The organism is Rathayibacter sp. VKM Ac-2879 (genome assembly GCF_015351245.1).
In the GTDB taxonomy this organism is placed as follows: domain Bacteria; phylum Actinomycetota; class Actinomycetes; order Actinomycetales; family Microbacteriaceae; genus Rathayibacter.
In genome coordinates this window covers 420,007-446,252 of the sequence record NZ_JADKSO010000002.1, presented here as the reverse complement: position 1 = coordinate 446,252, position 26,246 = coordinate 420,007, and the positions used below count along the sequence as shown (strand labels likewise).

Below are 26,246 nucleotides of genomic sequence, written 5' to 3'. Positions count from 1 at the left end.
CGGCCTACTCGAGGTAGTCGCGGAGCGACTGCGATCGCGACGGATGGCGGAGCTTCGCCATCGTCTTCGACTCGATCTGACGAATCCGCTCGCGGGTCACTCCGAACGTGTCGCCGATCTGGTCGAGCGTCTTGGGCATGCCGTCACCGAGACCGAAGCGCATGCGGATCACGCCCGCCTCGCGCTCGGAGAGAGAGTCGAGCAGCGACTCCAGCTGCTTCTGCAGCATCGTGAAGCCCACGGCGTCGGCCGGCACGACCGCCTCGGTGTCCTCGATGAGGTCGCCGAACTCGCTGTCGCCGTCCTCACCGAGGGGAGTGTGCAGCGAGATCGGCTCGCGGCCGTACTTCTGCACCTCGATGACCTTCTCGGGAGTCATGTCGAGCTCGCGCGAAAGCTCCTCGGGCGTCGGCTCGCGGCCGAGATCCTGGAGCATTTGCCGTTGCACGCGGGCGAGCTTGTTGATGACCTCGACCATGTGCACCGGGATGCGGATGGTGCGTGCCTGGTCGGCCATCGCGCGCGTGATCGCCTGACGGATCCACCAGGTCGCGTAGGTCGAGAACTTGAAGCCCTTGGTGTAGTCGAACTTCTCGACCGCACGGATGAGGCCGAGATTGCCCTCCTGGATGAGGTCGAGGAACTGCATCCCTCGGCCCGTGTAGCGCTTGGCAAGGCTCACCACGAGCCGGAGGTTCGCTCCGAGCAGGTGGCTCTTGGCCCGCTGTCCGTCCTTCGCGACCCACCGCAGCTCGCGCACGAGCTCCGGGCTCAAGTCGGAGGAGCTGGCGAGCTTGTCCTCGGCGAACAGGCCGGCCTCGATGCGCATCGCGAGCTCGACCTCCTCGGCGGCGTTGAGCAGCGCGACCTTGCCGATCTGCTTGAGGTAGTCCTTGACCGGGTCGGCGGTCGCACCGGTGATCGCGGTCGAGTAGACGGGGACCTCGTCGTCCTCGCCGCCGAACGAGAGCACGAGTGCTCCGCTGGGGAGGGGCTCAGCAGGGGCCGTGGCCGAGGTCGGGGCGTCGGCGGCCTCGGAGTCGTCCTTCGTGTCGGACTCCGTGTCCTCGACGACGACCGCCTCGGTCTCCTCCTCGTCGACGACATCGGCCTCGTCGGGCTCGACGACGTCGCTCGGTTCCTCAGCGGCTCCCTCGGCCGGAGCCGCGGCCTTGGTGGTCGCGCGCGACCGGGCCGGCTTCGTTGCCGGCGCCTTCGCGGAGGTGGTCTTCGCCGCGGGCTTGCGCGCTGCGGGCTTCTTGGCGGTCGTCGTCACGTCGTCCTCGACGGCGTCGAGCGTTGCGGTCTTGGTAGCTCTGGTGGCCATAGCGGCACCTCTCCATCCGTTGCGTCCCGGGGGCGGACCTCGCCGCAGGGGCGATGTCCGTCGGTGGGCATTACGAGGACCCATGTCAAGTCGAGAAGCTCACACGCCCGATCCTGGGGAGGGTGCTCCGCGACCCGAACGGGCCCTATTGACAATTATTGCACGTCTGAGTAGTGCGGCCACGCCGTGCAGTGACGTCGATACGGCGGCGATGCGGATCGGGACAGTATGTCCGTCCCTCTGCCCGTCCTTTTCGGAACCGCGAGTACCGAATCGGTGCCGAAAGGGTCAGCGCCTCGCGCGCCTCCGCCGTAGACCGTCTGCTACTGCAACCCAGAGGGGGGCCACGGTTATTCCCTCCTCCTCGGCCAGTCGGCGACGCGTGCGCCGGCGCGCGACGATCAGTCCGACGACTCCTCCACCGACCACGACGTACTGCACGCACCACGCGAGCCGAAAGTGATCCATCGAATAGAGCTCCGCCGAGTCCGCGTGGGGGCCGGCCAGCGCATCGAGGATCACCCCCATGACGAACATCATCGTGAAGCTCGCGAGGAACCCGCCGACGTTGACGACGCCGTTGGCCGCTCCGAGACTCCGAGAAGGATTGAAGGTGCGCGCGAAGTCGAAGCCGATCATCGAGCCGGGGCCGCCCGCGCCGACGACGATCAGCAGCAGCACGACAAGCCAATAGGGCGGAGTGCCCGGCCAGAGCAGGACGAGTGTCCAGGCGAGCGCCATCGCCGAGACGATCCCGAGGACGAGGTTGCTCCGACGCGTCGGATGGCGCGCCGTGAGGATTCCGAGCACGGGGCCGACGACGATGCCGGCGATCACGAGGATCGTCAGAGTGCCGGCCGCCAACGTGGGCGCCAGCCCGATCCCGAAGACAAGGAACGGGTAGCCCCACAGCAGGGTGAAGACCGTGCCGGAGGACTGGGTCACGAAGTGCGACCAGAAGCCGAGCTGTGTGCCCGGCCGGCGCAGGCTCACCCCGAGCTGCGCGATCGTCGCCCGCAAAGTCGGTGGCACGAGGACGATCGGTTCGGTGCGCGGCGGGAGATCGCTGATGAAGAGCAGTACGCCGAGGAAAGCGACCGCACCCAGACCGGCCGCCGACAGGAACGCCGGGGTCCAGCCGAAGACGTGCAGCAGCGCCGCGAAAGGCAGCGCCGAGAGGATCTGGCCGATCTGCCCGATGTTGCCGATCCACTGGGACAGCTGGGGAACGATCGGCCCCCTGAACCACGTCACCGTCAGTCGGATGACGGAGGTGAAGATCGCCGCATCGCCCGCGCCGAGGAGGATGCGCCCGAGGATCGCGATGCCGATGTCGGGGGCCATAGCCAGGATCACCTGGCCGATCGCCATCAGCGCCGTCCCCGACAGGATCAGGGCTTTCGGTCCGAACCGGTCGATCAGGATTCCGACGGGGATCTGCATCCCTGCGTAGACGATGAGCTGAACCACGGCGAGCGTCGAGAGGACGGCGGCCGCCACCTCGAACCGCTCGGCGGCATCCACCCCGGCGACCCCGAGGCTCGCGCGGTCGAGCACCGCGACCAGGTAGGCGAAAGCGCCGGCACCGAACACGAACCAGGCTCTACGAGATCCCACTCGCACGATCCTAGCGATGGCCCGCGTACGGGGGTGGAGCCCGACTTAGGAGGCGGACGGCTCCTCGCCCGGGCGACGGATCGCCAGGAACTTCTCGAGCTCGGCCGCGATCGCGTCCGCACTCGGCACGAAGCCGTCCTCGTCCGTGAGGGGCGAGCGGAGGCTCGTGCCTTCCATATACGTGTCGTGGCGGGCCTCGAGGGCGGCGACGAGCTTCTGCAGCTCCTCGTTCCCGCTCACCTGCTCGTCTACCTTGCCGAGGAACTCCCGCCCGCTCTCGCGCAATCGGTCGGTGGGGAAGATCAGCCCCGTCGCCGCAGAGATGCTCTCGAGCGCGGTGACGGCCGCCTGCGGGTACTCGGTGTCCGAGAGGTAGTGCGGGATCAGCAGCGCGAAGCCGACCGTGCTGAGCCCCCGCTCGAAGAGGCGGTACTCGAGCAGGTGGAGCACGTTCGCGGGAACCTGGGTGTGCGGCTTCCACACCGACATCGCGTCGATGAGGTCCTCCCGGTTGCCGCTGACCGTCACTCCGACCGGACGCGTGTGCGGGACCGGCATCGGTATCGCGTGCACCCAGGTGGTCGCTGTGACCTCGAGTCGCTCGATGAGCCCGAGCATCGCTTGCGCGAAGCGCTCCCACTGGAAGTCCGGCTCGAAGCCCGTGAGCAGAAGGAAGGGCTGGTGCAGCTCGTCGCGCGCGAGCGAGAGACGGAGCATCGCCGGGTGGTAGTCGGTCAGATGATCCTGGTCGAAGGTGATGATCGGCCGGCGAGCACGGTAGTCGAGCAATTGGTCTTGGTCGAAGACGACGATCGGCCGGTGCTCGAGGGTGTCGAGGAGGTACTCCCCCAGCTGCGCGACAGCGCCGCCGGCATCCGCGAATCCCGTGAGCCCCGCCACGAGGTGCAGGCCGCGCGGAACCTCCGACAGGTCGCCCTCGACGTCGAACAGCTCTTCCGGATCCAGCATGCGATCCACTGTAGACGGCGGCCCTGGGCTCCTTCGGAGGCAGCGCTGAGCCCTCAGCGAACAGCGCCTAGCATTGCGCCCATGCCCCTTTCCTCTCTCGAGTACTCGTCCGTTCCCGCCTCCGACATCGACACCGACGCCCTCGTCCTCGGCATCGCGCCCGGGCCGGACGGTCCTCGTCTCGTGGGGGCTGAGGGCCTGGGGAAGCTGGCCACCTCGCTCTCGAAGTCGCTGTCCGCCCTCGGCGTGACGGGCGCAAGCGAGAGCGTGGTGCGGGTGCCCTCGTCGGTGCGCGCCGGCGTCGTGACGCTCGTCGGCCTCGGATCGAGCGAGCCCGACGATGCTGCACTGCGTGCGGCCGCGGGAGCCGCGGTGCGCTCGCTCGCGGGTGCCGCCTCCGTCGCTCTGGCCCTGCCCGCCGGCACGGACGGCAGCTACGCAGCAGTGGCCGAAGGAGCCGCGCTGGGCGCCTATGCGTTCACCTCGTTCCGCGGCTCGAGCGCCTCCTCGGTCAAGGCGCCGGTCGAACACGTCGTCGTGCTCGGCGAGGGCGAGCAGGACGTCCTCGATCGTGCGCTCGTCGTCGCGCGGGCGGTGTCGGCGGTGAAGGACCTCGTCAATACGCCGCCGTCGCACCTGTACCCGCAAACCCTGGCCGACGCGGTCGAGGAGGGAGTCGCGGGCCTCCCGCTCGAGCTCACCGTGTGGGACGAGAAGGCACTCGAGGCGGAGGGCTTCGGCGGCATCCTCGGCGTCGGCAGCGGATCCTCCCGCCCGCCGCGTCTCGTGAAGCTCGCTTACGCACCTGACGGCGCCTCCACGCATCTCGCGCTCGTCGGCAAGGGCATCACTTTCGACAGCGGGGGGCTCTCGCTCAAGCCCCCGGCGTCGATGATCGGGATGAAGTACGACATGACCGGCGCCGCGACCGTCTACGCCGTGGTGCGAGCGGTCGCCGAACTCCGGCTTCCCGTGCGGGTGACTGCCTGGCTGTGCTTGGCCGAGAACCTCCCGTCCGGGACGGCCATCCGGCCGAACGACGTCCTCACCATCCGGGGCGGCACGACCGTGGAGGTGCTCAACACCGACGCGGAGGGCCGGCTCGTCCTGGCCGACGGCCTGGTCGCGGCGAGTGAGGAACAGCCCGACGCCCTCGTCGATGTCGCGACCCTCACCGGGGCGGCGACCGTCGCCCTCGGCACCCGGACGGTCGGAGCGATGGGCGACGACGCGCTGATCGCGTCCGTGCTCGACGCCGCGACCGCGGCGGGCGAATCGTTCTGGCACATGCCCTTGCCCGCGGAGCTGCGCCCGCTGCTCAACTCGGACATCGCCGACATCGCGAATGTGAAGCCCGGCAACACCGCTGGGGGCATGCTCATCGCCGGGCATTTCCTCCGCGAGTTCGTCGGAACCCGCGGCGAGGGCGAGGGTGCGACGAGCATCCCCTGGGTGCACCTCGACATCGCCGGCGCGGCGAACAACGCGGGAGCGGCTCACGGCTTCACGGGCTCCGGCCCCACGGGTGTCTCGGTGCGTGCCCTGATCGCGCTGGCGGAGGGTCTGGCGAGCGCGTAGTAGGGTCGATGGGGCGGGATCTCCCGCCTCGTCCCCCCTCCGCTCAGCCCTTGCGTCCCGCGCTCGCGGCGACCGAGAGGCGAGGGGAACCGCACGCAGCGAGGGAGTGACCGGGTGTCCGAAGAGCGCTACGACCTGGTCGTGCTCGGGGGTGGCAGCGGCGGGTACGCGGCCGCTCTGCGCGCGACCCAACTCGGGATGAGCGTCGCCATCGTCGAACGGGACAAGCTCGGCGGCACGTGCTTGCATCGCGGCTGCATTCCGACGAAGGCCCTCCTGCACGCGGCGGAACTCGCCGACGGTGCGCGGGACGCCGAGAGGTACGGCGTCTTGGCGAGCTTCTCCGGCATCGACGTCGCCGGTGTCACCCGATATCGCGAGCAGGTCGTGGCCGGCAAGTACAAGGGTCTTCAAAGCCTCATCTCGTCGCGCGGGATCACCGTCGTGTCGGGTGACGGCCGTCTGACCGGACCGCGGACCGTCACAGTCGGCGAGCACGTCTTGCATGGAGCCTCCATCGTGCTCGCGACCGGTTCGTCTTCGCGGACGCTCCCGGGCATCGAGATCGGCGGGCGCATCCTCACGAGCGAGCAGGCCATCGAGCTCGATCATGTGCCCTCGCACGTCGTGGTTCTCGGAGGCGGTGTCATCGGCGTGGAGTTCGCGAGCGTCTGGCGTTCTTTCGGCGCGGAGGTCACGATCGTGGAAGCCCTTCCGCATCTCGTTCCCCACGAGGACGAGAGCGTCAGCAAGCAGCTGGAGAGAGCGTTCCGCCGGCGCGGGATCTCGTTCACGCTGGGTTCTCGTGTCTCCGCTGTCTCGCAGAACGAGACGGGGGTCACGGTCTCGCTCGAGAGCGGAGCCGTCGTCGAAGGCGATCTGCTGCTGGTGGCGGTCGGGCGCGGCCCGGTCACGGCGGGCCTCGACCTCGAGGAGAACGGGGTCCGCCTCGACCGCGGCTGGGTCGTCACAGACGAACGCCTGCAGACCTCGGTGCCGGGCGTCTACGCGGTCGGAGACATCGTGCCCGGCCTCCAACTCGCGCACCGGAGCTTCCAGCAGGGCGTTTTCGTGGCCGAGGAGATCGCAGGGCTCGCCCCGCAGGTCGTCTCGGACGTGAACATCCCGAAGGTCACCTACAGCGACCCCGAAGTCGCGTCGATCGGGCTCAGCGAGGCGCGTGCCGTCGCCGAGTACGGTGCCGACCGGGTCGCGAGCTACGACTACGGGCTGGGAGGCAACGCGCGCAGCACGATCATCGGCACGACGGGCTCGGTCAAGGTCGTCCGGGTCGTCGACGGTCCGGTGGTCGGCATCCACATGGTGGGCGCTCGGGTGGGAGAGCTCATCGGGGAGGCGCAGCTCATCGTCAACTGGGAAGCGCATCCCGAGGACGTCGCGCCGCTCGTGCACGCGCACCCCACCCAGAACGAGGCCCTCGGGGAGGCGCACCTCGCGCTCGCCGGGAAGCCGCTGCACGCCCTGTAGAACCATCGCGAGGCGGCGACTCGCCGCTCCCGCTTCAGTAAGCTGAACATCGATACATCCACGTCTTAAGGAGACAGGCTCATGAGCGAATCCGTCAGCCTCCCGGCACTCGGAGAGAGTGTCACGGAAGGAACGGTCACCCGCTGGCTGAAGAACGTCGGTGACCGGGTCGAGGTCGACGAGCCCCTGCTCGAGGTCTCGACCGACAAGGTGGACACCGAGATCCCCTCGCCGGTGGCGGGAGTCATCGAGGAGATCCTCGTCCAGGAGGACGAGACCGTCGAGGTCGGTGCCGAGCTCGTCCGCATCGGGGACGGCTCGGGAGCGCCCGCCGCCGCACCGGAGTCTCCTGCCGAGGAGGTCGCAGCCGCCGAGAACGAGCCCACCGAGGAGGCCACTCCGTCGGTCGACGCCGAGAGCGAGGCAGAGGCGCCCGCTCCCGCCGAGCCCGAGCCTGCTCCCGCCGTCGAGAAGCCTGCCGCCCCGGAAGCCGCGGCTCCCGCGCCCTCCACCCCGGCTCCCGCTGCCGCTGCCCCCACCCCGGAGCCCACCGACTCGAATCCCGGCTACGTCACGCCACTCGTACGCAAGCTCGCGAGCGAGCACGGTATCGACCTCGCCACGCTCACGGGCACCGGCGTCGGCGGCCGGATCCGCAAGCAGGACGTCCTCGACGCCGCCGAGGCCGCGAAGTCGGCTCCGGTCCCCGTCTCGGCTCCTGCCGCCGCTGCGGCGAAGGTCGCGCGGACGCCGCTCGAGACCTCCGCCCTGCGCGGGACCACGCAGCCGATGTCGCGTCTGCGCAAGGTGCTCGCCCAGCGCGCGGTGGAGTCGATGCAGACGAGCGCCCAGCTCACCTCGGTCATCGAGGTCGACGTCACGGCCGTCGCCCGTTTCCGCGACGCGGTCAAGAAGAGCTTCCAGGAGAAGACCGGCGCCAAGCTGTCCTTCCTCCCGTTCTTCGCCCTCGCGGCGGCTGAGGCGCTCAAGGCCTACCCCGTGATCAACTCGACCCTCGACGGGGACTCGATCGTCTACCCCGACCACGAGAACATCAGCATCGCCGTCGACACCGAGCGCGGCCTGCTGACCCCGGTCCTGAAGAACGCCTCCGAGCTCACCCTCGCCCAGATCGCCTCGACCATCGGCGACCTCGCAGAGCGCACGCGCAACAACAAGCTCAAGCCCGACGAGCTTGCCGGCGGCACCTTCACGCTCACCAACACGGGCTCGCGCGGCGCGCTCTTCGACACCCCCGTCGTGTTCCTTCCGCAGACGGCGATCCTCGGCACCGGCATCGTCACCAAGAAGCCGGCCGTCGTGCAGGTCGACGGCGCCGACGCGATCGCGATCCGCTCGACGGTCTTCCTCGCCCTCTCGTACGATCACCGCACGGTCGACGGGGCAGATGCGGCGCGCTTCCTGGTCGCGATCAAGGAGCGTCTCGAGGAGGGTGCCTTCGAGAACGACCTCGGTCTCTGAGACGCGCCTCGCACGGGAAGGCCTCATGAGGCCGCTCCGGCGTAGACGTCCCGGATAAGCCAGCCGGCCTCCGTCCTGACGATCAGGACGGAGGCCACTGTCGTTCCCCCGGACGCGCGCAGCGAGACCAGTGCCGAGCCTCCCTCCGCTTCGGTGACGACCGAGGCCACGGACGCCGCGTCGGGAAGGATCTCGCGCGCCGATGCCTGAGAACGTAGCGGCGAGTCTGCCGTCGTGAGGGCACGGAGGCACTCCCCCGTCTCGCAGGCGCCCGCCGCCGCCACCAGAGCGCGCGCAGCCTCGTCGGCCGGCCCGCCCGCCGTGGGAGGCGGGGATGCCGGAGCCGTCCCCGAACTGCTTGCGGGCGATGTAGTGGGCGCTGCCGTCGAGGCCTCGGCCGCGCGTTCGTCCGCCGTTCCGCCCAGGAGGCTGGCCGTCGCGGCTCCGAGGAGGATCACGGTGGCGGCGAGCAATGGACCGCGATGGCGTCGTGCGAGGGAGGCGACGCGCCCGCGCCATCCGTCGATCGGGTGTCGACGCCGGTGACGCGCCGGTGTCGCGGCGACTGACTCCTCAGTGGGGGACTTCGGCAGCGTTCCGAGAGGCATCGGTGGCGCCACGCGGTAGAGCGTCGCCTCGAGACCGACGAGGTCCGCCGCCTCCTCGATGTCCGGGCAACTCGGACACCGTGACCGGGAGCGGTCCAGGAGCCTGCGGAACGCGGCGAGCGAGGCACTCGCGGAGTCTTCGACCGGCGTGGTGAGCAGCAACACCGGACGCCCGTCCGAGGTGAGCCCGATATCGGTGGCAGCGGGAGCGGGATGAACCCCGGCCGCCGCGGCGTCGCGCGCTGCGGAGACCATCGGCGCGAGCAGGGTGACGAACATCCCCGCTTCGAGCGGACGGACGGAGGAGAGCACCTCCTCGAGGGTGCACGCGATGACCGGCGACGTCACAACGATGCGCTGTCGTCCCGAGCGCGTGACCTCGACGAGTCGCTCGCGATGGAGATGTGGGGCGAGGCGGGCAAGCGGACTCCCGGCGATCGCCGCCGCCTCGTCCCGCGGAAGACGTCGGACGTCGTCGCTCGGCGAGTCGGAGGAGGCCCCACGGCGATCGGGGCGGGAGGGCCTGGCAGGCGTGGGAGTCGTCATGCCCCGAGGATGCCCGCCGTGCCCCTCCGTCCGCGGCATGCTGCTGGATCCGGTGGAGAGTTCGCCCTCAACTCGTCTGTGGAGGGAGATCGAGGGAGACCGGGTCGGTGATGCCCGGATCGGCTCGGTATCCTTGACTCCATGGCACGCAGCACCGAACCGTCGACGAAGGCGGTTAAGGAACCCGGTCGTCTCAAGCAGATGTGGCAGGTGTTCCAGATGACCCGCCGCTACGACAGCAGCGCGGTGTGGATCATCCTGCTCTCGCTCGTCGTCCCGATCCTCCTCGGCGTCCTCCTGGGCGTCCTGTTGGGCAACGGCAACGGTTTCGTCATCGCGCTGTGGATCGTGGTCGGCGTGATGGCCGGCCTCGTCATCGGGCTCGCCGTCCTGTCTCGCCGCGCCGAGCGCGCCGCCTACGGGCAGATCGCGGGGCAGCCGGGCGCCGTGGGTGCGGTGCTCCGCAGCGGCCTGCGCGGCACCTGGACGGGTGGCGAGATGCCGGTCGCCGTCAACGGGAAGACCCAGGATGCCGTCTACCGTGCCGTCGGCCGAGGCGGAGTCGTCCTCATCGCCGAAGGACCGGCGACTCGCACCAAGCGCATGCTCGAGGATGAGCGGCGCAAGGTGACTCGTGTCCTTCCCAACGTCCCGGTTATCTTCGTGAACGTCGGTCCCGACGCCGACTCCGTGCCCCTGCACCGCGTTCCCCGAACGCTGGCGAAGACCAAGAACGTGCTCACCAAGGCGGAGGTGCTCGCGGTCAAGAACCGCCTCGCCTCGCTCCACGCCTCGCTGCCGATCCCCAAGGGAGTCGACCCCTTCAAGGTGCGTCCGCAGCGCTCACGCTGACCGGAGAAGGGCCGGTGGGAGGGATTCCGTCGGCCCTTCGTCGTCGCCGCGTCTCCGTCATCGGACGCGATCAGAAGCGGACGAGCACCGTCCCCGCGACCTTGTCATGGAATCCGCGCTGGTCCGAATCCCAGACCAGGGCAGGCACGACAACCGACAGCAGGACCGTGCGAACGAGCGGTCGCCACACCCCGACCCAGCCCCCGCCGAGGCGGATCACGCGCATTCCCAGCAGTCTGTGGCCGATGCTCCCGCCGATCGTCGGGATGAACACCGCCTGCAACGCCACGAAGAGGACGAGGCTCGCCCAGCGGTCATAGCCGAAGAAGGCCAAAGAGAGCAGCGCGGGCACGGCGAGATCGACGGCAAGGGCGGCGGAGCGTCGCCCCACGCGCCCGACCGACATCCGGCCCTGCTCTGGCAGGCCGAGTCGCTCCCCCGGGTACCGGCTGGGGGCGACATCGGCGAAGGTCTTGCGCTCTGGCATCCCCCGATCCTATCCGCGAGCCCTCCCCGGCCCGACCGGCAGAGCCCCCCCGCCGCACGTAACACGCCCGAAACAATAGGGACACGGAGGGGAAACCCCCTGCCACTACCCTGAGACAGCTGCGCCCTGCAGCCACCCGTTGTTATGCCATTGGAGACCTTTGCATGTTTAAAGATTCTTCCGAGGTGCTCACGTTCATCAAGGACACGGACGTCAAGTTCCTCGACATCCGGTTCACCGATCTCCCCGGTGTCCAGCAGCACTTCAACATCCCCGCCTCGACTGTCGACGAGGAGTTCTTCTCCATTGGACAGCTCTTCGACGGGTCGTCGATCCGTGGATTCGCGAACATCCACGAGTCGGACATGCAGCTGATCCCTGACGTGACGACCGCGTACGTCGACCCGTTCCGGGTTGAGCGCACGCTCATCCTCGTCTTCGACATCTACAACCCGCGCAACGGCGAGATCTACTCGAAGGACCCGCGCCAGGTCGCCAAGAAGGCCGAGAAGTACCTCGCCTCGACCGGCATCGCCGACACCGCGTTCTTCGCCCCCGAGGCCGAGTTCTACATCTTCGACGACGTACGCTACGAGGTCACCCAGAACTCGGCCTTCCACTCCGTCGACTCCGTCGAAGGTGCCTGGAACTCGGGCCGGGTCGAAGAGGGCGGCAACCTCGGCAACAAGACTCCCTACAAGGGCGGCTACTTCCCCGTCAGCCCGGTCGACAAGCAGGCCGACCTGCGCGACGACATCTGCCTCAAGCTGATCGACGCCGGCCTCATCCTCGAGCGCTCCCACCACGAGGTGGGCACCGGTGGCCAGGCCGAGATCAACTACCGCTTCGACACCATGGTGCACGCGGCGGACGACATCCTGAAGTTCAAGTACATCGTCAAGAACACGGCCGAGCAGTGGGGCAAGACCGCCACCTTCATGCCGAAGCCGCTCTTCGGCGACAACGGCTCGGGCATGCACACCCACCAGTCGCTGTGGAACGACGGCACGCCGCTCTTCTACGACGAGAACGGCTACGGCGGCCTGTCGGACATCGCGCGTTGGTACATCGGCGGCCTGCTCAAGCACGCACCCGCTGTCCTCGCGTTCACGAACCCGACGGTCAACTCCTACCACCGCCTGATCCCGGGCTTCGAGGCGCCGGTCAACCTGGTCTACTCGGCCGGCAACCGCTCGGCGTCGATCCGCATCCCGATCACGGGCACCAACCCGAAGGCGAAGCGCATCGAGTTCCGCGCCCCCGACGCCTCCGGCAACCCCTACCTCGCGTTCGCGGCGCAGCTCATGGCGGGCCTCGATGGCATCAAGAACCGTATCGAGCCGCACGAGCCGGTCGACAAGGACCTCTACGAGCTGCCCCCCGAGGAGGCGAAGCTCATCCCGCAGGTCCCCGCGACCCTCAGCGATGCGCTCGACGCTCTCGAAGCCGACCACGACTTCCTCCTCCAGGGCGGCGTGTTCACCCAGGAGCTCATCGACACCTGGATCGAGTACAAGCGCGAGAAGGAGATCAAGCCGCTCGCGCAGCGCCCGCACCCCTTCGAGTTCGAGCTCTACTACGGCGTCTGATCGCTGAACGACACGACGGGCCGTCCCTCTTCGGAGGGGCGGCCCGTCGCCGTCGCACGGCCGCTCTCCGGGCGGGCGGCGCGGCGCGGCGCGATCAGCGCCGCGTGTGCTGGTCGGCGTCTGCAGGCCCGTAAAAGAGCCGCTCGAAGACGGCGCGCGCGCGGCGAGTCACCCCGAGGTAGTCGTCCTCGAGAGCGGTCGCCGAGCCGGCAGGATACTCCAGCAAGCGAGCCACCCCTTCCAGCTGGCGTCGGTCGGTCGGCAACACATCGCTCGTGCGGTTCGTCCACAGCGTCATGGCCGAACGGACGCGAGAGGCGAGGAGCCAGGCCGCGCGCAGGCGTTCGGCATCGAGGGGCGAGACGAGCGACGCCTCCTCGGCCACCCGCAATGCCGTGAGCGTCGATGTCGTGCGCAGCGCGGGAAGCGAGCGCGCATGCTGCAACTGCAGCAACTGCACGAGCCACTCCACGTCACTGAGCGAGCCTCGCCCGAGCTTGAGATGCCTCCGCGGGTCGGCGCCCTGCGGCAGACGCTCGTTCTCGACGCGGGCCTTGATCCGCTTCACCTCGCGGATGTCCCGATCGGAGATCGCCGAGGGGTAGCGGACACTGTCGGCGAGGCGCTCGAAGTCGGCGATCAGTGCCGCGTCTCCGGCGACTCCACGGGCGCGGAGGAGCGCCTGCGCCTCCCAGGTCAAGGACCAGCGGGCGTAATACGCGCGATAGGACTCGAGCGAGCGCACCAGAGGACCATTCTTGCCCTCGGGGCGCAGCTCGGCGTCGAGATCGAGCGGGAGGCGTGAGTCCTCGGTGAGCCGGACGAGCTCGCCGACGAGGAACTGCGCGTACTGCTGCGCCTGCTGCGGCTCGGCGGAGCCCGGGCGCTGCACGTACATCACGTCGGCGTCCGAGCCGAAGCCCAGCTCCGAGCCGCCGTAGCGACCCATGCCGATCACGGCGAACTCGAGCTCGACGCCAGGCCGATCGGAACTGGAGCGGCGCACGGCATCGAGCACTCCGTTCACCAGCGCGGTAATGATGTCGGTGAGGCTGCACGCGATCTCCTCGATCGTGCTCAGGCCCAGCACGCCGCCCATCGCCGTACGCAGGACCTCGCGCCTCCGCATCGCGCGCAACACCGCGGCCACCGCCTCCGGAGACTCGTGCCGGGCGAGGACGGCCCGGACCTCCTCTGCGAGCGCCTCCGCGTCACGGGGACGGAGGGCGTCGTCGTCCTCGAGCCACGCGGCCGACTCCGGGATGCGGTCGAGCAGCTCGCCCACGAAACGTGAGCCCGCGAGCACCGTCGTCAGGCGCTTGGCAGCGCCGGAGGAGTCGCGCAGCATCCGCAGGAACCACGGGGTACCCCCGAGCGCGTCGCTCAGTCGCCGGAACGCGAGCAGGCCGTAGTCGGGGTCGGCGCCGTCGGCGAACCACTGGAGCATGACGGGCACGAGGTGGCGCTGGATGCTCGCCCGCCGAGAGACTCCCGAGGTCATCGCCGCGATGTGGCCGAGTGCCCCGCGCGCGTCGGCGAACCCGATCGCCGCGAGCCGCGCCTCCGCCTGACCCGCCGAGAGCTCGGCGCCGCCCTCGGGAAGCGCAGCCACCGCCGAGAGCAGCGGACGGTAGAACAGGCGCTCGTGCAGACCGCGCACGCGATGCTTGATCTCGTTCCAGACGACCAGGAGCTCGTCGGCGGTACGGGCGAGCGTGCTCGACCGGGCGAGGGTGCGCAGCTCGTGCTCGTCCCGGGGCATCAGATGGGTGCGCCGCAGCCGTCGCAGCTGGAGGCGGTGCTCGAGCAGGCGCAAGGCACGGTAATCCTGGGCGAACTGCTCCGCCTCGGCCCGGCCGATGTACCCCCGTTCGGCGAGGGCGCCGAGCGCGAGCAGGGTGCCCGGCATGTGGATCTCGTCGTCGTTCTGCCCGTGTACGAGCTGGAGAAGCTGCACCGTGAACTCGATGTCCCGCAGTCCGCCCGGCCCGAGCTTGAGCTGATAGTGCACGTCGTGGGGCGGGATGTTCTCGGTCACCCTCTCGCGCATGCGCTGCACGGACTCGACGAAGTTCTCGCGCGACGCACTCGACCACACCTTGGGAGCGACGGCGTCGACGTAGGCGCGCCCGAGGTCAGGGTCGCCCGCGAGCGGCCTCGCCTTCAGCAGCGCCTGGAACTCCCAGCTCTTCGCCCAGCGGTCGTAGTAGGTCACGTGGGATTCGAGGGTGCGCACGAGTGCGCCCTGCTTGCCCTCTGGCCGCAGGTTGGGGTCGACCTCCCACAGCTCGGGCTCGAGGGCGAGGGCGGAGGTCCCGCGCATCACGAGCACGGCGAGCCGTGTCCCGATGTCGACGGCGCGGGCGTTGCTGAGTCCACGCTCCGGATCGCCCTCGGCGACGAAGATCACGTCGACGTCGCTGACGTAGTTCAGCTCGGAGGCGCCCGCCTTGCCCATGCCGATGATGGCGAACCGAGTCGCCTCCACCTCGTCTCGTCCGAAACGGCCAGGGCCGACTCCCCCGATGAGGTCGGCTCGCGCGACCGCGAGGGAGGCTTCGAGCGTCGCGCCGGCGAGGTCGGCGAGAGCACGGGTGACCCGATCGATCGCGGACACCGGGTCGGCCTGGCTCAGGTCGTGCACGACGATCCGGGTGAGGAGGCGGCGGTACCGCACGCGAAGGGCCGTCCAGCCGGCCTCCTCCCGCACCGAGGCGACGCCGTCAACGGCGCCGACGGAGTCGAGCAGCTCGGTCCGCGCCTCCGCACGCCCGGGCAGGGTGAGCAGGGGGTCGCGGAAGATCTCGAGCTCATCGGGACGCCTCTGCAGGAAATCGGCCAGTCCCGAGGAGGCGCCCAGGACGAGCAAGAGGCGCGTCAGCGCCGGGTCGTCGACGAGGACGACGTCCATCCGGTCACGATGCCGGCGCAAGAGATCAATCAGCGCGCCGAGCGCCGCATCCGGGTCGGCGACGCGGGCGAAGGCCGGCACGACGGAGTCGAGCGAGCGCCCGGCGAGCGCCTCGGCCTCGGCCAGGCGCGCCCCGGCGTCGCCGAGGGCGACGAATCCGAGGCGCGCGACATCGCTCAGGCTGCGTTCGCGGGGCATGGTCGAGCGGTCAGAGCATCTCGAGGTTGCTGCGCAGCTCGTACGGAGTGACCTGGGCGCGGTACTCGGCCCAGTCCTTCCTCTTGTTGAGCAGCACGAAGTTGAACACCTGCTCGCCGAGCGTCTCGGCGACGAGCTCGGAATCCTCCATCAAGGAGATGGCGCGATCCAGGCTCGCCGGCAACGGGCTGTACCCGAGGGCGCGGCGTTCCGCATCCGAGAGGGTCAGCACGTTGTCCTCCGCCTCGGCGGGCAGCTCGTAGCCCTCCTCGATGCCCTTCAACCCGGCCGCGAGCAGCAGGGAGTAGGCGAGGTACGGGTTGGCGGCCGCGTCCAGGGCGCGGTATTCGATGCGCGAGGACTGCCCCTTGTTGGGCTTGTAGAGCGGAACGCGCACGAGTGCCGAGCGGTTGTTGTGGCCCCACGACACATAGCTCGGCGCCTCGTCGCCGCCCCAGAGCCTCTTGTAGGAGTTGACGAACTGGTTCGTCACCGCGGTGATCTCCGGCGCATGCCTGAGCAGGCCGGCGATGAACTGGCGGCCCAGCTTCGACAGCTGATACTCCGCGCCCTGTTCGTAGAAGGCGTTGACGTCGCCCTCGAAGAGGGAGAGATGCGTGTGCATCCCCGAGCCCGGGTGGCCCGAGAGCGGCTTGGGCATGAAGGTGGCGTAGACGCCCTGCTCGATCGCCACCTCCTTGATCACCGTGCGGAACGTCATGATGTTGTCCGCGGTGGTCAGCGCGTCGGCGTAGCGAAGGTCGATCTCGTTTTGACCGGGACCTGCCTCGTGATGGCTGAACTCGACCGAGATGCCGAGGTCTTCGAGCATCCGCACCGAGCGGCGGCGGAAGTCGTGCGCTGTGCCTCCGGGGACGTTGTCGAAGTAGCCGGCCGAGTCGACGGGCTCGGGGCCTTCGGCACCGAAGGTCGACGACTTGAGCAAGTAGAACTCGATCTCGGGATGCGTGTAGAACGTGAAGCCCCGCTCGGCCGCCTTCGCGAGCGTGCGCTTGAGCACGTTGCGAGGGTCGGCGACCGCGGGCTGCCCGTCGGGAGTCGTGATGTCGCAGAACATGCGCGCCGTCGGGTCGATCTCTCCGCGCCACGGCAGGATCTGGAACGTCGAGGGATCCGGGTGCGCGAGGACATCCGCCTCGAAGGATCGGGTGAGGCCCTCGATCGCCGAGCCGTCGAAACCCAGCCCCTCGGCGAATGCGCCCTCGACCTCCGCCGGCGCGATCGCGACCGACTTGAGCGTGCCCACGACGTCGGTGAACCAGAGACGAACGAATTTGATCCCTCGCTCTTCAATGGTGCGAAGAACGAAGTCCCGTTGCTTGTCCATCCAGACCCCTCCTGTTTCGCCCCTAAGGCTAGTGGCTCAGCTCCCGCGTCGCTCGGCGCCCCGGGTGGTGGTGTGCCGCGTCGGTAGAGTGGGGACATGTCAGCGCAGCCGGTCAAACGGGTTCGGACCCGCCACTTCCAGAACGCGAAGGACACGGGGGTCCGCATCACCGGTCTGACGAGCTATGACCAGCTCAGCGCGCGCATCTTCGACGAGGCCGGGATCGACTTCCTCCTCGTCGGCGACTCCGCCGGCAATACCGTGCTGGGCTACGACACGACCCTGCCCGTCACCGTCGACGAGCTGATCCCGCTGGCACGTGCCGTGGCGGGAGCGGTGCAGCGGGCGTTCGTCGTCGCCGACATGCCCTTCGGCTCCTACGAGTCCGGCCCGGACGACGCGTTGCACACCGCCTTCCGCTTCATGAAGGAGACGCACGCCCACGCCGTCAAGCTCGAGGGAGGCGTCCGCTCGGCCGAGCAGATCCGTCGGATCGTCGAGGCGGGCATCCCTGTCATGGCCCACATCGGATTCACGCCGCAGAGCGAGCACGGCTTCGGGGGCCACCTCGTGCAGGGCCGCGGTGAGGGACTGCAGCAGTTGCTCGCCGACGCGCGGGCCGTCCAAGAGGCCGGTGCATTCGCCGTCGTGCTCGAGATGGTGCCGACCGAAGCCGCTCGCCAGGTCACGCAGGAGCTGCGCATCCCGACCATCGGAGTCGGCGCCGGCCCGCACGTGGATGGCCAACTCTTGGTCTGGACGGACTTCGCCGGGTTCACGACCGGACGCATTCCGCGGTTCGTGAAGCAGTACGCCGATCTGCGCGGGGTGCTCTCCGGCGCCGTTGCCGCGTACCGCGAGGACGTCGAGTCCGGTGCTTATCCCGCGGCCGAGCACAGCTTCGAGTAGAGGCGGGATCCGCTGCTAGCTGTCCTCCTCCGCGTCCTCCTCGGCCCACCTGCGGCTGTTCTCGTGCAGCCTCTCCAGGGCGTGCGACGCCTCCTCGCGGGACGAGAACGGCCCGACCCTGTCGACGGAGGGGGAGACGAAGCCCTGCTCCACCGCTCCGCTCGCGACGTTGTACCACCAGGAGGTCTCGACGTTGTCAGCCATGGCGCGATCCTACGCCGCGTCCTCACCGATCCCCCGACCCTCCGCTTCGCTAGCATGACGGGTATGACTGCTGCGGCTACGGCCATCGGAATCGACATCGGAGGAACGGGCATCAAGGGGGCGTCCGTCGATCTCGACGGGGGCACTCTGCTGAGCGAGCGGATGAAGTTCGCGACGCCCGACGGCGGCACGCCCAAGGACATCGTCGCCACGGTGCAGCAGATCCTCGACAAGATCCCTGACACCCCCGCGGACACTCCGGTGGGGATCTGCTTCCCCGCCGTCGTCGTGCACGGCCGCACGATGTCGGCCGCGAACGTGTCGGAGGAGTGGATCGGCCTCGAAGCCGAGAAGCTCTTCGAGGATGCACTCGGACGCGACATCTTCTTCGTGAACGACGCCGATGCCGCAGGCTTCGCCGAGTCGCGCTTCGGCGCCGCGAAGGACAAGAAGGGCCTCGTGCTGATGACCACCCTCGGGACCGGCATCGGCACCGCCCAGATCTACGATGGCGTCCTCATCCCGAACGCCGAGCTGGGACATCTCGAGATCCACGGCGGCGACTACGAGAAGAAGGCGTCGTTTGCCGCGAAGGAGCGCGACGAGCTCGATTACAAGCACTGGGCGAAGCGCCTCCAGCGCTACTACTCCCACCTCGAGGCCCTGCTCTGGCCCGACCTCTTCATCGTCGGGGGAGGCATCTCGAAGCACTACGAGGAGTTCCTTCCCCTGCTCGATCTGCGTACGCCGATCGTCCCGGCGGTGCTGCGCAACAACGCAGGCATCCTCGGTGCCGCCGCTCTCGCGGGCAACTCGACGCACTCCCGAGCCTGAAGCGGTCGGGCCCCCACTGCGCGATGCGCGGCGGAGGCCCGACGGCGAAGGGGTCGACTGATACGCCGGGTTCTGTTCACGCCGCGCCTCTCGGCGGGCGCTGGACGGCCATCTCTCTCGGAGTCGCGTCGCCACGACCCTCCAGCGGTCTACCCGAGGACCCGACGAGCAGCCGCATCGTCCTCTGTCTGACCTTGCTCCGGGCGAGGTTTACCGAGCGGACTGGATCACTCCGGCCCCTGGTGGTCTCTTACACCACCGTTTCACCCTTACCGCGGGCCGTGGCCCGTGGCGGTCTGTTTTCTGTGGCACTGTCTCGCGGGTCACCCCGGGTGGGTGTTACCCACCGCCCTGCTCTGCGGAGCCCGGACGTTCCTCGGCACCAGGGCTCTCGCCCCGGCGACGCGACCGTCTTGTCGGCCCGTTCGCCCGTCCAGTCTACGACTCAGGCGAGCGTCGACTCGTCGCCGCGCACGAGGATGCAGCCGCTGTCGGGGCACAGGACGACCTCGTCGGGCGCCGAGGCGCGGATCCACGAGAGATCTGACTCCGTGAGCGCCACGCCACTGCCCTCGGATACCTTCCCGCGCAGGAGCGCGGCGCCGGCCCCGTAACGCGCGCGCTGCTTCTCGTAGAGCTCGACGAGGTCCTCTGGGAGGCTCGCGACGAGCGAGGCGCGATCGCGGGCCAACGCCTCCTGCTTGCCGGCGAGCTTCTCGGCCTGGGCGTCGCGCTCCTCGGCGAGAGCGAGGAGCGAGGCCATCACCTCGTCACGATCGGCCTGCGCGGCGGCGACCTCGGCCTCGATGCCCTCTATGCGCTCCATCAGCGTGAGCTCGATGTCCTCGAGATCACCGCGACGCTTCACGAGCGAGGTGATCTCGCCCTCGAGCGCAGCGATGTCCTTGGTCGAGGAGGCGATCTGGAGTCGGTCGCGGTCGCGCGCGAGACGGTTCTCGACGACCGTGACGTCCGACTCGATGCGTCCGAGCTCCGTGCGAACGTCCTCCAGGCGTCCGGTGCGCTCGGCGAGCGTGCGACGCGTCTCGTTGTCGCGAGTCTGCAGCGCCTGGATCTTCGCGATCTGCGGGAGGGTCGCGATGGCGTGACGCAGCTGGGCTCCCCTCGTGTCCAGGCTTGCCAGAGTCAGGAGTTCGCGCTGGTCTGCGGGGCTGGCTTTCACGTCGCGGTCCTCGTTCCCGGCACGGAGGGGAGGCGTGCCGCGTCCATTCTCCCGTGTCGGCGAAGGCCAGTGCACGATCGCGAAATCCCACGGGTCCGTCCGGGCTTCACTCACCTCCACCGTGACCGTCGGCAGCGCCTCGCGCAGTGCCGCCGCGGCAACATCGAGCCACAACCACTCGCTCGCCCAGTGCGAGACGTCGATGAGCGCGGGGCCGGTCCCGTGCAGCGCCTTCTCGCGCGCCTCCGAGGCGGGATGATGCCGAAGATCGGCGGTGATGTAGACGTCGCTCGTGCGCACAGCAGGCGCGTCGAGGAGCGAATCACCGGCGCCTCCGCAGAGCGCGACGCGGCGCACTGGCGTCTCGTAGCCCCCCGCCACGCGCACTCCCCCTGCCGTCGCAGGCAGCAGATCGGCGACGGCCGCGGCGAGGCGCCCGAGGGAGACCTCCTCGGCCAGGTCGCCGACGCGGCCCAGTCCGACCGAGGGGTCCTGGCCGGGGACGAGAGGCGTGGCGCCGGTGAGGCCGAGCCGAGTGGCGATGACGTCCGAGACCCCGTCGGCGACGATGTCGGCGTTGGTGTGGGCCGAGACGAGCGCGCAACCTCCGCGGACGAGCTCGGCGAGCAGCCGGCCTTTATAGCCGTCCTCGGCGATCGACGTGACACCGCGCAGGAGAAGCGGATGGTGTGCCACGAGCAGGTGGAAGCCGCCGGCGATCGCCTCCCCCACCGTCTCTGCCACGACGTCGACCGTGAGCAGGATGCGCTCCACGGAGGCGTCGGGATCGCCCGTCACGAGGCCCGGGGCATCCCAGTCCTCGGCCGCCGACTCGGGCCAGAGACGATCGATGACGGCATGGACGTCGCGGAGAGTGGGCATGCGACCAGGGTACGGCTGACGGCGGGTGCGATCTTTTGGAGCGACGGCGCTCAACGACGCGGCGAGGCCTCCTTCTGGTCCGTGTGCGACGTCTCGCTCTCCACCGCGCGGATCGCGGCATCGGCGGTGGAGGGGTCATCGAGATCGGCACCGAGGTAGTCGGGCGACTCGGGGAGGCGGACGGTGATGCCCCCGTACTGCTCGAGGGCGAGTTCTCCGCTCACCCCGGTCGCGGCGAGGACATGCCCGCCGACACCTCCGGCGCTGTCGACGAAATGCAGATGCAGGCCGGCCACGCTGATGCCCTGGAAGGGCTGCGGGCCGAGGAAGCCGACGAGCGTCCCCTCTGCGGCGTGGAGGCGGACCTCATGCTGGTCGCGCATCGCGTCGGTGAGCCGCTGGTAGGGCTTCACCTGCGCGAGCGGCTGACGCAGCGTCAGCTGGTCGATCCGGCCGCGGAGGCGGATCCCGACGAAGACGTTGCGGCTGGGGATGCGGAGGTGGACCGCGCCGAGCAGAGCGTCGAGGGAGGCAACGTCGGCGACGGCGTCGACATGGTCGGGAGCGAAGCGCGCGACCTCAGCGAAGGCGATCACCTCCTCCGGGCCGAGGACCCCGACGGAGCCGTCACCGCGGAACAGCCGGTGGACGCCGTCGAGGATGACGAGCTCGCCGTCCATGTGGTCGCCGCAGCCGAGACCGAAGTCGCCGTGGGCGTCGACCTCTCCGCGGGTAACGACCCCGTCGAACAGGCCTGCGAGGAGCGCGTCGACGATCGAGAACTGGGTGATGAGGGCGCGCGGCACTGACGGAGTCGGCATGGCCACAGTCTGCCGGGTCCGGCGCGAATGAGGACGAGAGTCCCGGAGGGGTAGGTCCTCGCGGAACGACGAAGGTCCGCGCCGCCGGAAGAGTGCGGGCCTTCTGCCGTGCTGAATCGCATCCAAAATTCTGAGAGCCAGGTGCATGGAAGTAGCCGTCACTTGTCACCGTGAACTGAACCGAGGTCTTCGTCGTCTCGACGGACACATCGGCACTTCCTTGGTACGGGAAGACTCCGAGCGCGTTGACTAGTCGGCAAGAACCACCTGATTCAAAGGAATCACAACCGCCAACTTTGAAGGGGAAAGTTGCCGACGGTCTGCAATCTTCTAGGCCTCAGGGGACGGTTCCCTGGCTTGTCATCTAAGTCACGACCACATTCAACTGGCTCGGCGCGAGAGGGTTCGACCGCACCTCAGGCTCGCTCGTCATGTACTTTTTTAGATCCGTCTGCAGCTCGAGGGCGTTTGTTATCGAAGGCACAGCGGCTGCGATTGGGGCAGAAAATCTCGTTAAAGGTTTGAGAATGTCGGCTCGCCTTGACCGAAAAGGTCGAGAAAGACGTCTGAAATTTCTTCGGGATGAGCGCCGGTTGTATACCGCAATTCAGGCCACCCGTGATAAATTACTGTCGCATACAGCAGGGCATAGCTCTTTTGAGCGAGGGTTATGGGAATCTCGATTTCGATCGCATCATTCTCCGCCTCACTAATGGCCGGCGTGGGCGGTATCCGCGCCTCCTCGACAAATTGTACCAGAACTCTATTTATACCACTTCTGTGGTTGACATATTGTCTGACCGATCTATTCAGGCCATAGAGGAAGCGAACTTCGTCTTCTTGGATGCCGATTTTCTCCAAGGTTTCGTCTGGAAGTTGCCTCGAATCTCCAAATAGCCCCATAGCCAATTCGAATGACCTATATTCGATCCTCCTGGAGCCACCAACTTGCCCGTTATGACAACGTGTTTCGGAAATACGACTCTCCATCCCTCGGTTTGAACACCGTTCCGCCATCTCCCTCTTCAATCACTACCACACTTCGGTCGGGATCCCAATACCCGACTCGTGCGCCTTGGAGGTACCGGGTCTCAGTGGGAAGGTTCCCATTGAGTACGTCGTCCACATACCCGACCAGCTCATCGTAACCAAAGTCGTCAATTTGCTGGTTGGATTTCCCGTTGATTAATTCGTTTCGGGAATGGTCCACGATATTCCAGGCTCGCTCGGAGGAGTCTTCGCTTTCTCGGTGGTCTTTTTCACTACATTTCTGCAGCGCCAGGTGCGGCTGACACCCCAGGGCCCCGTCAAAGTCGTTTTAGCTGGTGAGGAGTAGGTTTACCCGTATGGTGTGGCCTCGGGCGTGATGTCGAGGCCGGCGGCGATGTTGGTGTGACCATCACGCCAGCGAGGGGAAACCCGCATACGCAGCGACATGCGATTCATGTCGCACTCATATCGCAGAATCAGACCCGGACATACGCACTCACACTCCCCTCACCGCACTCAGACGCCCGATGAAAGATCGAGGTCAGTGCGCTTAATATGCTCCGACTTGACCAAAATCGTGCTGAATAGAAACGGCTTGACGGGAGAATTTTCCCAAGCTTGTCCAATTCTACTAGAAATACGCTTGAATGTCTCTGATTCACCAGGATCATCCGCTAATAGCTCTTCGGATTCGGATATTACAACCAAGAAGGAAAACGCTTGATACCAGGAGAGATCTCTCATCTGCTCAGAAAAGGACGGCCAGTTCTCGACTTGCCACGGAAAGGCAAAAGCCTCTCCGTAAGAAGTCCAAAGCTGTTCGACGGTACGCATCCTATGGCTGGAAATCTCTACCAGACCGCCATCCATTTCAGCTTCTTCCTTGCGCATCTCTAGCTTGGAGTCGCCAGCTGCGACCTCAAAAATCCACGGCCTTCCGGTATAGGGGTGCAACTTTCCTACTCCCATCGAATAAAGCTTTTGTAATGGTCAGCAGTATAGTAGTATGAACCATCCCAACGTCGCGATGCGACGGACTCCCCCGTCCGACGCCACGATTGCCGAGATGGTCCGACTCTACGAGTCAGCGCTGTCACTGCAACGCGTCGGTGAACGGGTCAACGCCAATGCTGCGACGGTGCGCAAGTACATCGGGGGCAACGCCCTGCGCGGCGATGCGAATCAGGGTCGGGCGTCGCTCAGCTTGCCCGCGGCGCACCCAGGAGTCGAACTGCGTCGGCCCGTAAACGAAGGCTTCGACAATCCAGCCCTCGAACTCAACGGTCTGCACCGCTTCGTTGGCTTCGTTGGTGATGACGAGGGGTCGAGATCTGACGTCGAAGTGCGGGCAGAGGTGACCGCACTTCCGCCCAGAATCGCCAGCTTGGCTGCGGGATGATGCTTCGCCACGAAGGAACTAGCGGCGGTAATGGCTTCCACAGAATGAGTGTGTCCCATCGCCGGTCCTCTCTGCGGCGTCGTTCCGATAGGGGATCCTCTAACGGGACGCGGCGGCGGAGCGCGGTCGGCTGAACGGCGGCACCTCTCGATCGGCAGAATGTGCTGGTGTCCTCCACGAATAAGATCTGAGCACTGCTGACAACCGCCCAGCGCGAACAGACGCACATCACGCTCCGCTACGCGTTCGGAAACCGCGGGACGGTCGACGGGTTCGTCATCGGTGTGGGTCGGAAGTGGGCGCTCCTCGCGGCGACGATGACCGGCGGCTTCTTCGACGGGGACGTCGCGATCCGTCTCACGGAGATCGCGCGAGCGTGGCCGAACCGGTGGTGGGAAGGGCGCTTCTCGCGGACCCGGCCGGAGTGGCTGCCTCGCCCGCCCGCCGATTGTCCCGCGATTGATCTGGACACCACCTCGGGGATGCTTGCCACCCTTCTCGACCCGGACACCCTGGTCGGGATCGAACGACGCAAGAAGTACAGCGCGATGTGGGTCGGCGTCCCGTTCGCGCTCACTCGCAACTGGCTTTCACCCTGGGAAGTGAACTCGAAAGCGGTCTGGCACGAACCGCCGCTCGGCTACCGACCCCGAACCATCGCCCTCGTCCTTGTCGGCAACCACTACCTCAGAGGGCTCGCAGCCGTCGTCGGCGATCGGCCTCCCCAGGACCTGCCGTACGACTGGGCCGCACGCACGACGACAGTCGTAGCGACAGGCAACTGACGACCGGTCAACCATGGTTCATCGGTCGCTCTGGAGCTAGTTCAGCTCGGAGGAGATTGTCCGGCCTCAGCTGTCGTCAGATCGGGCCCGAACACGAAGCCAGAACGCCGCTTCCCACTCGGCAGGGTCGCGCTCGTACTGCTCCGCCTCGGTGACGTACTTGTCGTGTGCGCTCTGCGCTGACTCGTGATTCCACTCCCTGATTGCGACGTCGTTGAGGAGCTGCCCACCGAAGTGCACGAGCTCGTCTCGGTAGTTACCCATCGCTTCATCCATCCACTCTTCGTGGTCGACGGCCGGCGTGTGCGTGTCGAGGTACGCGTTCCACCTTGCGTCCAGCTGATCCCGAAACGGATCTGGGTCGCGGTCGCGGGATGAAGACTGCTCCATGACCGGAACTCTACGACCGCTCCTCCGCTGTTCCGCAAGGGGATCGCGCTGCGGACGCTGTCGCCGTGCTCACGTGCCGGACGGAGTGACGGTCACGCGTCGAGGGTGAGTTCGAACGGCTCTGCTCGCCAGCCGCAGCCTGGCCCGTTTGGTTCATCGATGAGCACCCAGTCGATCCGGTACTCCTGCTGACGTATCTGTCCGCCGGACGAGTCGATGAGGGTCAGTTGCACGGTGTCGGGGTGGTGGTCACCAAAGTCGTAGACCCACAAGCCCGGGGTTGCGTGGGTGACCCAGTAGGAGCGTCCCGTAACGGGAGCGGCGTCCTGTGAGGGGTATGCGCAGATGTCACCCGCACACAGGAGAATGTCGGTGATGGCCTCTGCCCCGGCGCCGACCGCGGTGATGCGCAATTCGTTCCGGTAGCCGATCTCAGTGCAGCTGAAGCCACAGGACGACAGTGCCAACGACGCGCTGACGCCCAGCGCGATCGTTCCTACCCAAGCGAAAGCGCGCAGTTGATGACGTGAGCTCGAGGTCATGCCGGTGACGCTACCCGCACAGGGCGTCCCGCAAGGGGCCTTCGCCACGCATCGCCGCATCGACTACGACGTCCTCGACGTGACCCCGCAGACCTGACGGCAACGGGAACGTGACGAGGGTCGCCATCGCGACGATCCGCCCGCCCGCACGGACGACGAGCAGCTCGGTTGCATCATGCGCGAGGATCGCAGCTACGCGACTCGCGTCGAAGGTGGCGGTACTCGAGAGCTGCCCGAGCAGACGCTCGAGGTCGCGACCGTCCTGCGTCGTGACCGTGGCGAGGATCTCGACCGTGTGCTGCACCTG

The 26,246-nt window shown here is 67.7% G+C and carries 23 protein-coding genes, 1 other RNA gene and 1 pseudogene; 9 read left to right on the top strand and 16 right to left on the bottom strand.

Annotated features, from left to right (window positions below; genetic code table 11):
- Window positions 1-4: 4 nt before the first annotated feature.
- From ITJ45_RS07095 to ITJ45_RS07085, 3 genes are all read right to left on the bottom strand, one after another.
- On the bottom strand, window positions 5-1,327 hold the full coding sequence (locus tag ITJ45_RS07095) for an RNA polymerase sigma factor (RefSeq protein WP_194608211.1): 1,323 nt from the start codon (window positions 1,325-1,327) through the stop codon (window positions 5-7).
- 288 nt (window positions 1,328-1,615) lie between these two features.
- Entirely contained in the window at window positions 1,616-2,944 is a 1,329-nt protein-coding gene (locus ITJ45_RS07090; RefSeq protein WP_194608213.1) for an MFS transporter, read from the bottom strand.
- Window positions 2,945-2,989: 45 nt separating this feature from the next.
- Entirely contained in the window at window positions 2,990-3,913 is a 924-nt protein-coding gene (locus ITJ45_RS07085) for a proteasome assembly chaperone family protein (RefSeq protein ID WP_194608215.1), read from the bottom strand.
- Window positions 3,914-3,994: 81 nt separating this feature from the next.
- On the opposite strand from ITJ45_RS07085, the gene ITJ45_RS07080 reads away from it, so the two are divergent.
- The 3 genes from ITJ45_RS07080 to sucB all read left to right on the top strand — a co-directional run bounded on the left by ITJ45_RS07080 (window position 3,995) and on the right by sucB (window position 8,461).
- Window positions 3,995-5,491, top strand: coding sequence for a leucyl aminopeptidase (locus ITJ45_RS07080; RefSeq protein WP_194608217.1), 1,497 nt, complete (start codon window positions 3,995-3,997; stop codon window positions 5,489-5,491).
- Window positions 5,492-5,605: 114 nt separating this feature from the next.
- Window positions 5,606-6,979, top strand: a complete 1,374-nt coding sequence (gene lpdA / locus ITJ45_RS07075) for a dihydrolipoyl dehydrogenase (protein ID WP_194608219.1) — start codon at window positions 5,606-5,608, stop codon at window positions 6,977-6,979.
- Between the two features lie 81 nt (window positions 6,980-7,060).
- Complete coding sequence (gene sucB / locus ITJ45_RS07070) at window positions 7,061-8,461, top strand: 2-oxoglutarate dehydrogenase, E2 component, dihydrolipoamide succinyltransferase (protein WP_194608221.1); 1,401 nt, start codon at window positions 7,061-7,063, stop codon at window positions 8,459-8,461.
- 23 nt (window positions 8,462-8,484) lie between these two features.
- On the opposite strand, the gene ITJ45_RS07065 is transcribed toward sucB, so the two are convergent.
- The gene (locus ITJ45_RS07065) at window positions 8,485-9,615 is read right to left on the bottom strand and encodes a hypothetical protein (RefSeq protein WP_194608222.1); all 1,131 of its coding nucleotides are present in this window, start codon (window positions 9,613-9,615) and stop codon (window positions 8,485-8,487) included.
- A gap of 141 nt (window positions 9,616-9,756) precedes the next feature.
- On the opposite strand from ITJ45_RS07065, the gene ITJ45_RS07060 reads away from it, so the two are divergent.
- On the top strand, window positions 9,757-10,467 hold the full coding sequence (locus ITJ45_RS07060) for a DUF4191 domain-containing protein (protein ID WP_194608224.1): 711 nt from the start codon (window positions 9,757-9,759) through the stop codon (window positions 10,465-10,467).
- A gap of 70 nt (window positions 10,468-10,537) precedes the next feature.
- Here the strand turns inward: ITJ45_RS07060 and ITJ45_RS07055 are convergent, their stop codons facing one another.
- Window positions 10,538-10,954 carry an RDD family protein gene (locus ITJ45_RS07055; RefSeq protein ID WP_194608227.1) on the bottom strand — a complete coding sequence of 139 codons (417 nt, stop codon included), beginning with the start codon at window positions 10,952-10,954 and terminating at the stop codon, window positions 10,538-10,540.
- A 164-nt stretch (window positions 10,955-11,118) separates the two neighbouring features.
- Between ITJ45_RS07055 and glnA the strand changes: the two genes are divergently transcribed.
- Entirely contained in the window at window positions 11,119-12,543 is a 1,425-nt protein-coding gene (gene glnA, locus ITJ45_RS07050; protein WP_194608229.1) for a type I glutamate--ammonia ligase, read from the top strand.
- 94 nt (window positions 12,544-12,637) lie between these two features.
- Here glnA and ITJ45_RS07045 read toward each other — a convergent pair whose 3' ends face one another.
- Together ITJ45_RS07045 and ITJ45_RS07040 are read right to left on the bottom strand one after the other, a co-directional pair.
- The gene (locus ITJ45_RS07045; protein WP_194608231.1) at window positions 12,638-15,652 is read right to left on the bottom strand and encodes a bifunctional [glutamine synthetase] adenylyltransferase/[glutamine synthetase]-adenylyl-L-tyrosine phosphorylase; all 3,015 of its coding nucleotides are present in this window, start codon (window positions 15,650-15,652) and stop codon (window positions 12,638-12,640) included.
- Window positions 15,653-15,662: 10 nt separating this feature from the next.
- A complete protein-coding gene (locus ITJ45_RS07040; RefSeq protein ID WP_194608233.1) occupies window positions 15,663-17,000 on the bottom strand; it encodes a glutamine synthetase family protein in 1,338 nt (445 codons plus the stop codon).
- A gap of 96 nt (window positions 17,001-17,096) precedes the next feature.
- Here ITJ45_RS07040 and panB point away from each other — a divergent pair, with 96 nt between their 5' ends.
- A complete protein-coding gene (gene panB, locus ITJ45_RS07035; RefSeq protein ID WP_194608235.1) occupies window positions 17,097-17,909 on the top strand; it encodes a 3-methyl-2-oxobutanoate hydroxymethyltransferase in 813 nt (270 codons plus the stop codon).
- Between the two features lie 15 nt (window positions 17,910-17,924).
- On the opposite strand, the gene ITJ45_RS07030 is transcribed toward panB, so the two are convergent.
- Window positions 17,925-18,113, bottom strand: coding sequence for an SPOR domain-containing protein (locus ITJ45_RS07030; RefSeq protein WP_194608238.1), 189 nt, complete (start codon window positions 18,111-18,113; stop codon window positions 17,925-17,927).
- Between the two features lie 63 nt (window positions 18,114-18,176).
- On the opposite strand from ITJ45_RS07030, the gene ppgK reads away from it, so the two are divergent.
- A complete protein-coding gene (ppgK, locus tag ITJ45_RS07025; protein WP_194608239.1) occupies window positions 18,177-18,947 on the top strand; it encodes a polyphosphate--glucose phosphotransferase in 771 nt (256 codons plus the stop codon).
- 45 nt (window positions 18,948-18,992) lie between these two features.
- Here ppgK and rnpB read toward each other — a convergent pair.
- The 5 genes and pseudogenes from rnpB to ITJ45_RS06995 all read right to left on the bottom strand — a co-directional run bounded on the left by rnpB (window position 18,993) and on the right by ITJ45_RS06995 (window position 23,792).
- An RNA gene (gene rnpB / locus ITJ45_RS07020) (RNase P RNA component class A) lies at window positions 18,993-19,371 on the bottom strand.
- A gap of 831 nt (window positions 19,372-20,202) precedes the next feature.
- A pseudogene (locus tag ITJ45_RS07010) lies at window positions 20,203-21,012 on the bottom strand (Nif3-like dinuclear metal center hexameric protein); the annotation flags it as partial.
- Window positions 21,013-21,062: 50 nt separating this feature from the next.
- Window positions 21,063-21,833, bottom strand: coding sequence for an acetolactate decarboxylase (locus ITJ45_RS07005; protein ID WP_194608241.1), 771 nt, complete (start codon window positions 21,831-21,833; stop codon window positions 21,063-21,065).
- A gap of 513 nt (window positions 21,834-22,346) precedes the next feature.
- On the bottom strand, window positions 22,347-22,823 hold the full coding sequence (locus tag ITJ45_RS07000) for a hypothetical protein (RefSeq protein ID WP_194608242.1): 477 nt from the start codon (window positions 22,821-22,823) through the stop codon (window positions 22,347-22,349).
- A 516-nt stretch (window positions 22,824-23,339) separates the two neighbouring features.
- Window positions 23,340-23,792: a barstar family protein gene (locus tag ITJ45_RS06995; RefSeq protein WP_194608244.1), complete on the bottom strand. Its 453-nt coding sequence runs from the start codon at window positions 23,790-23,792 to the stop codon at window positions 23,340-23,342.
- A gap of 37 nt (window positions 23,793-23,829) precedes the next feature.
- Between ITJ45_RS06995 and ITJ45_RS06990 the strand changes: the two genes are divergently transcribed.
- Together ITJ45_RS06990 and ITJ45_RS06985 are read left to right on the top strand one after the other, a co-directional pair.
- Window positions 23,830-24,222, top strand: coding sequence for a hypothetical protein (locus ITJ45_RS06990; RefSeq protein WP_194608246.1), 393 nt, complete (start codon window positions 23,830-23,832; stop codon window positions 24,220-24,222).
- 482 nt (window positions 24,223-24,704) lie between these two features.
- Window positions 24,705-25,007, top strand: coding sequence for a hypothetical protein (locus ITJ45_RS06985; protein ID WP_194608248.1), 303 nt, complete (start codon window positions 24,705-24,707; stop codon window positions 25,005-25,007).
- Between the two features lie 66 nt (window positions 25,008-25,073).
- Here ITJ45_RS06985 and ITJ45_RS06980 read toward each other — a convergent pair whose 3' ends face one another.
- The 3 genes from ITJ45_RS06980 to ITJ45_RS06970 all read right to left on the bottom strand — a co-directional run bounded on the left by ITJ45_RS06980 (window position 25,074) and on the right by ITJ45_RS06970 (window position 26,243).
- Window positions 25,074-25,397 (bottom strand): hypothetical protein, encoded by a 324-nt coding sequence (locus ITJ45_RS06980; protein ID WP_194608250.1) that lies wholly within the window; start codon window positions 25,395-25,397, stop codon window positions 25,074-25,076.
- 92 nt (window positions 25,398-25,489) lie between these two features.
- Complete coding sequence (locus tag ITJ45_RS06975) at window positions 25,490-25,939, bottom strand: hypothetical protein (protein ID WP_194608252.1); 450 nt, start codon at window positions 25,937-25,939, stop codon at window positions 25,490-25,492.
- A gap of 10 nt (window positions 25,940-25,949) precedes the next feature.
- Window positions 25,950-26,243 (bottom strand): GNAT family N-acetyltransferase, encoded by a 294-nt coding sequence (locus ITJ45_RS06970; RefSeq protein ID WP_194608254.1) that lies wholly within the window; start codon window positions 26,241-26,243, stop codon window positions 25,950-25,952.
- Window positions 26,244-26,246: the final 3 nt, after the last annotated feature.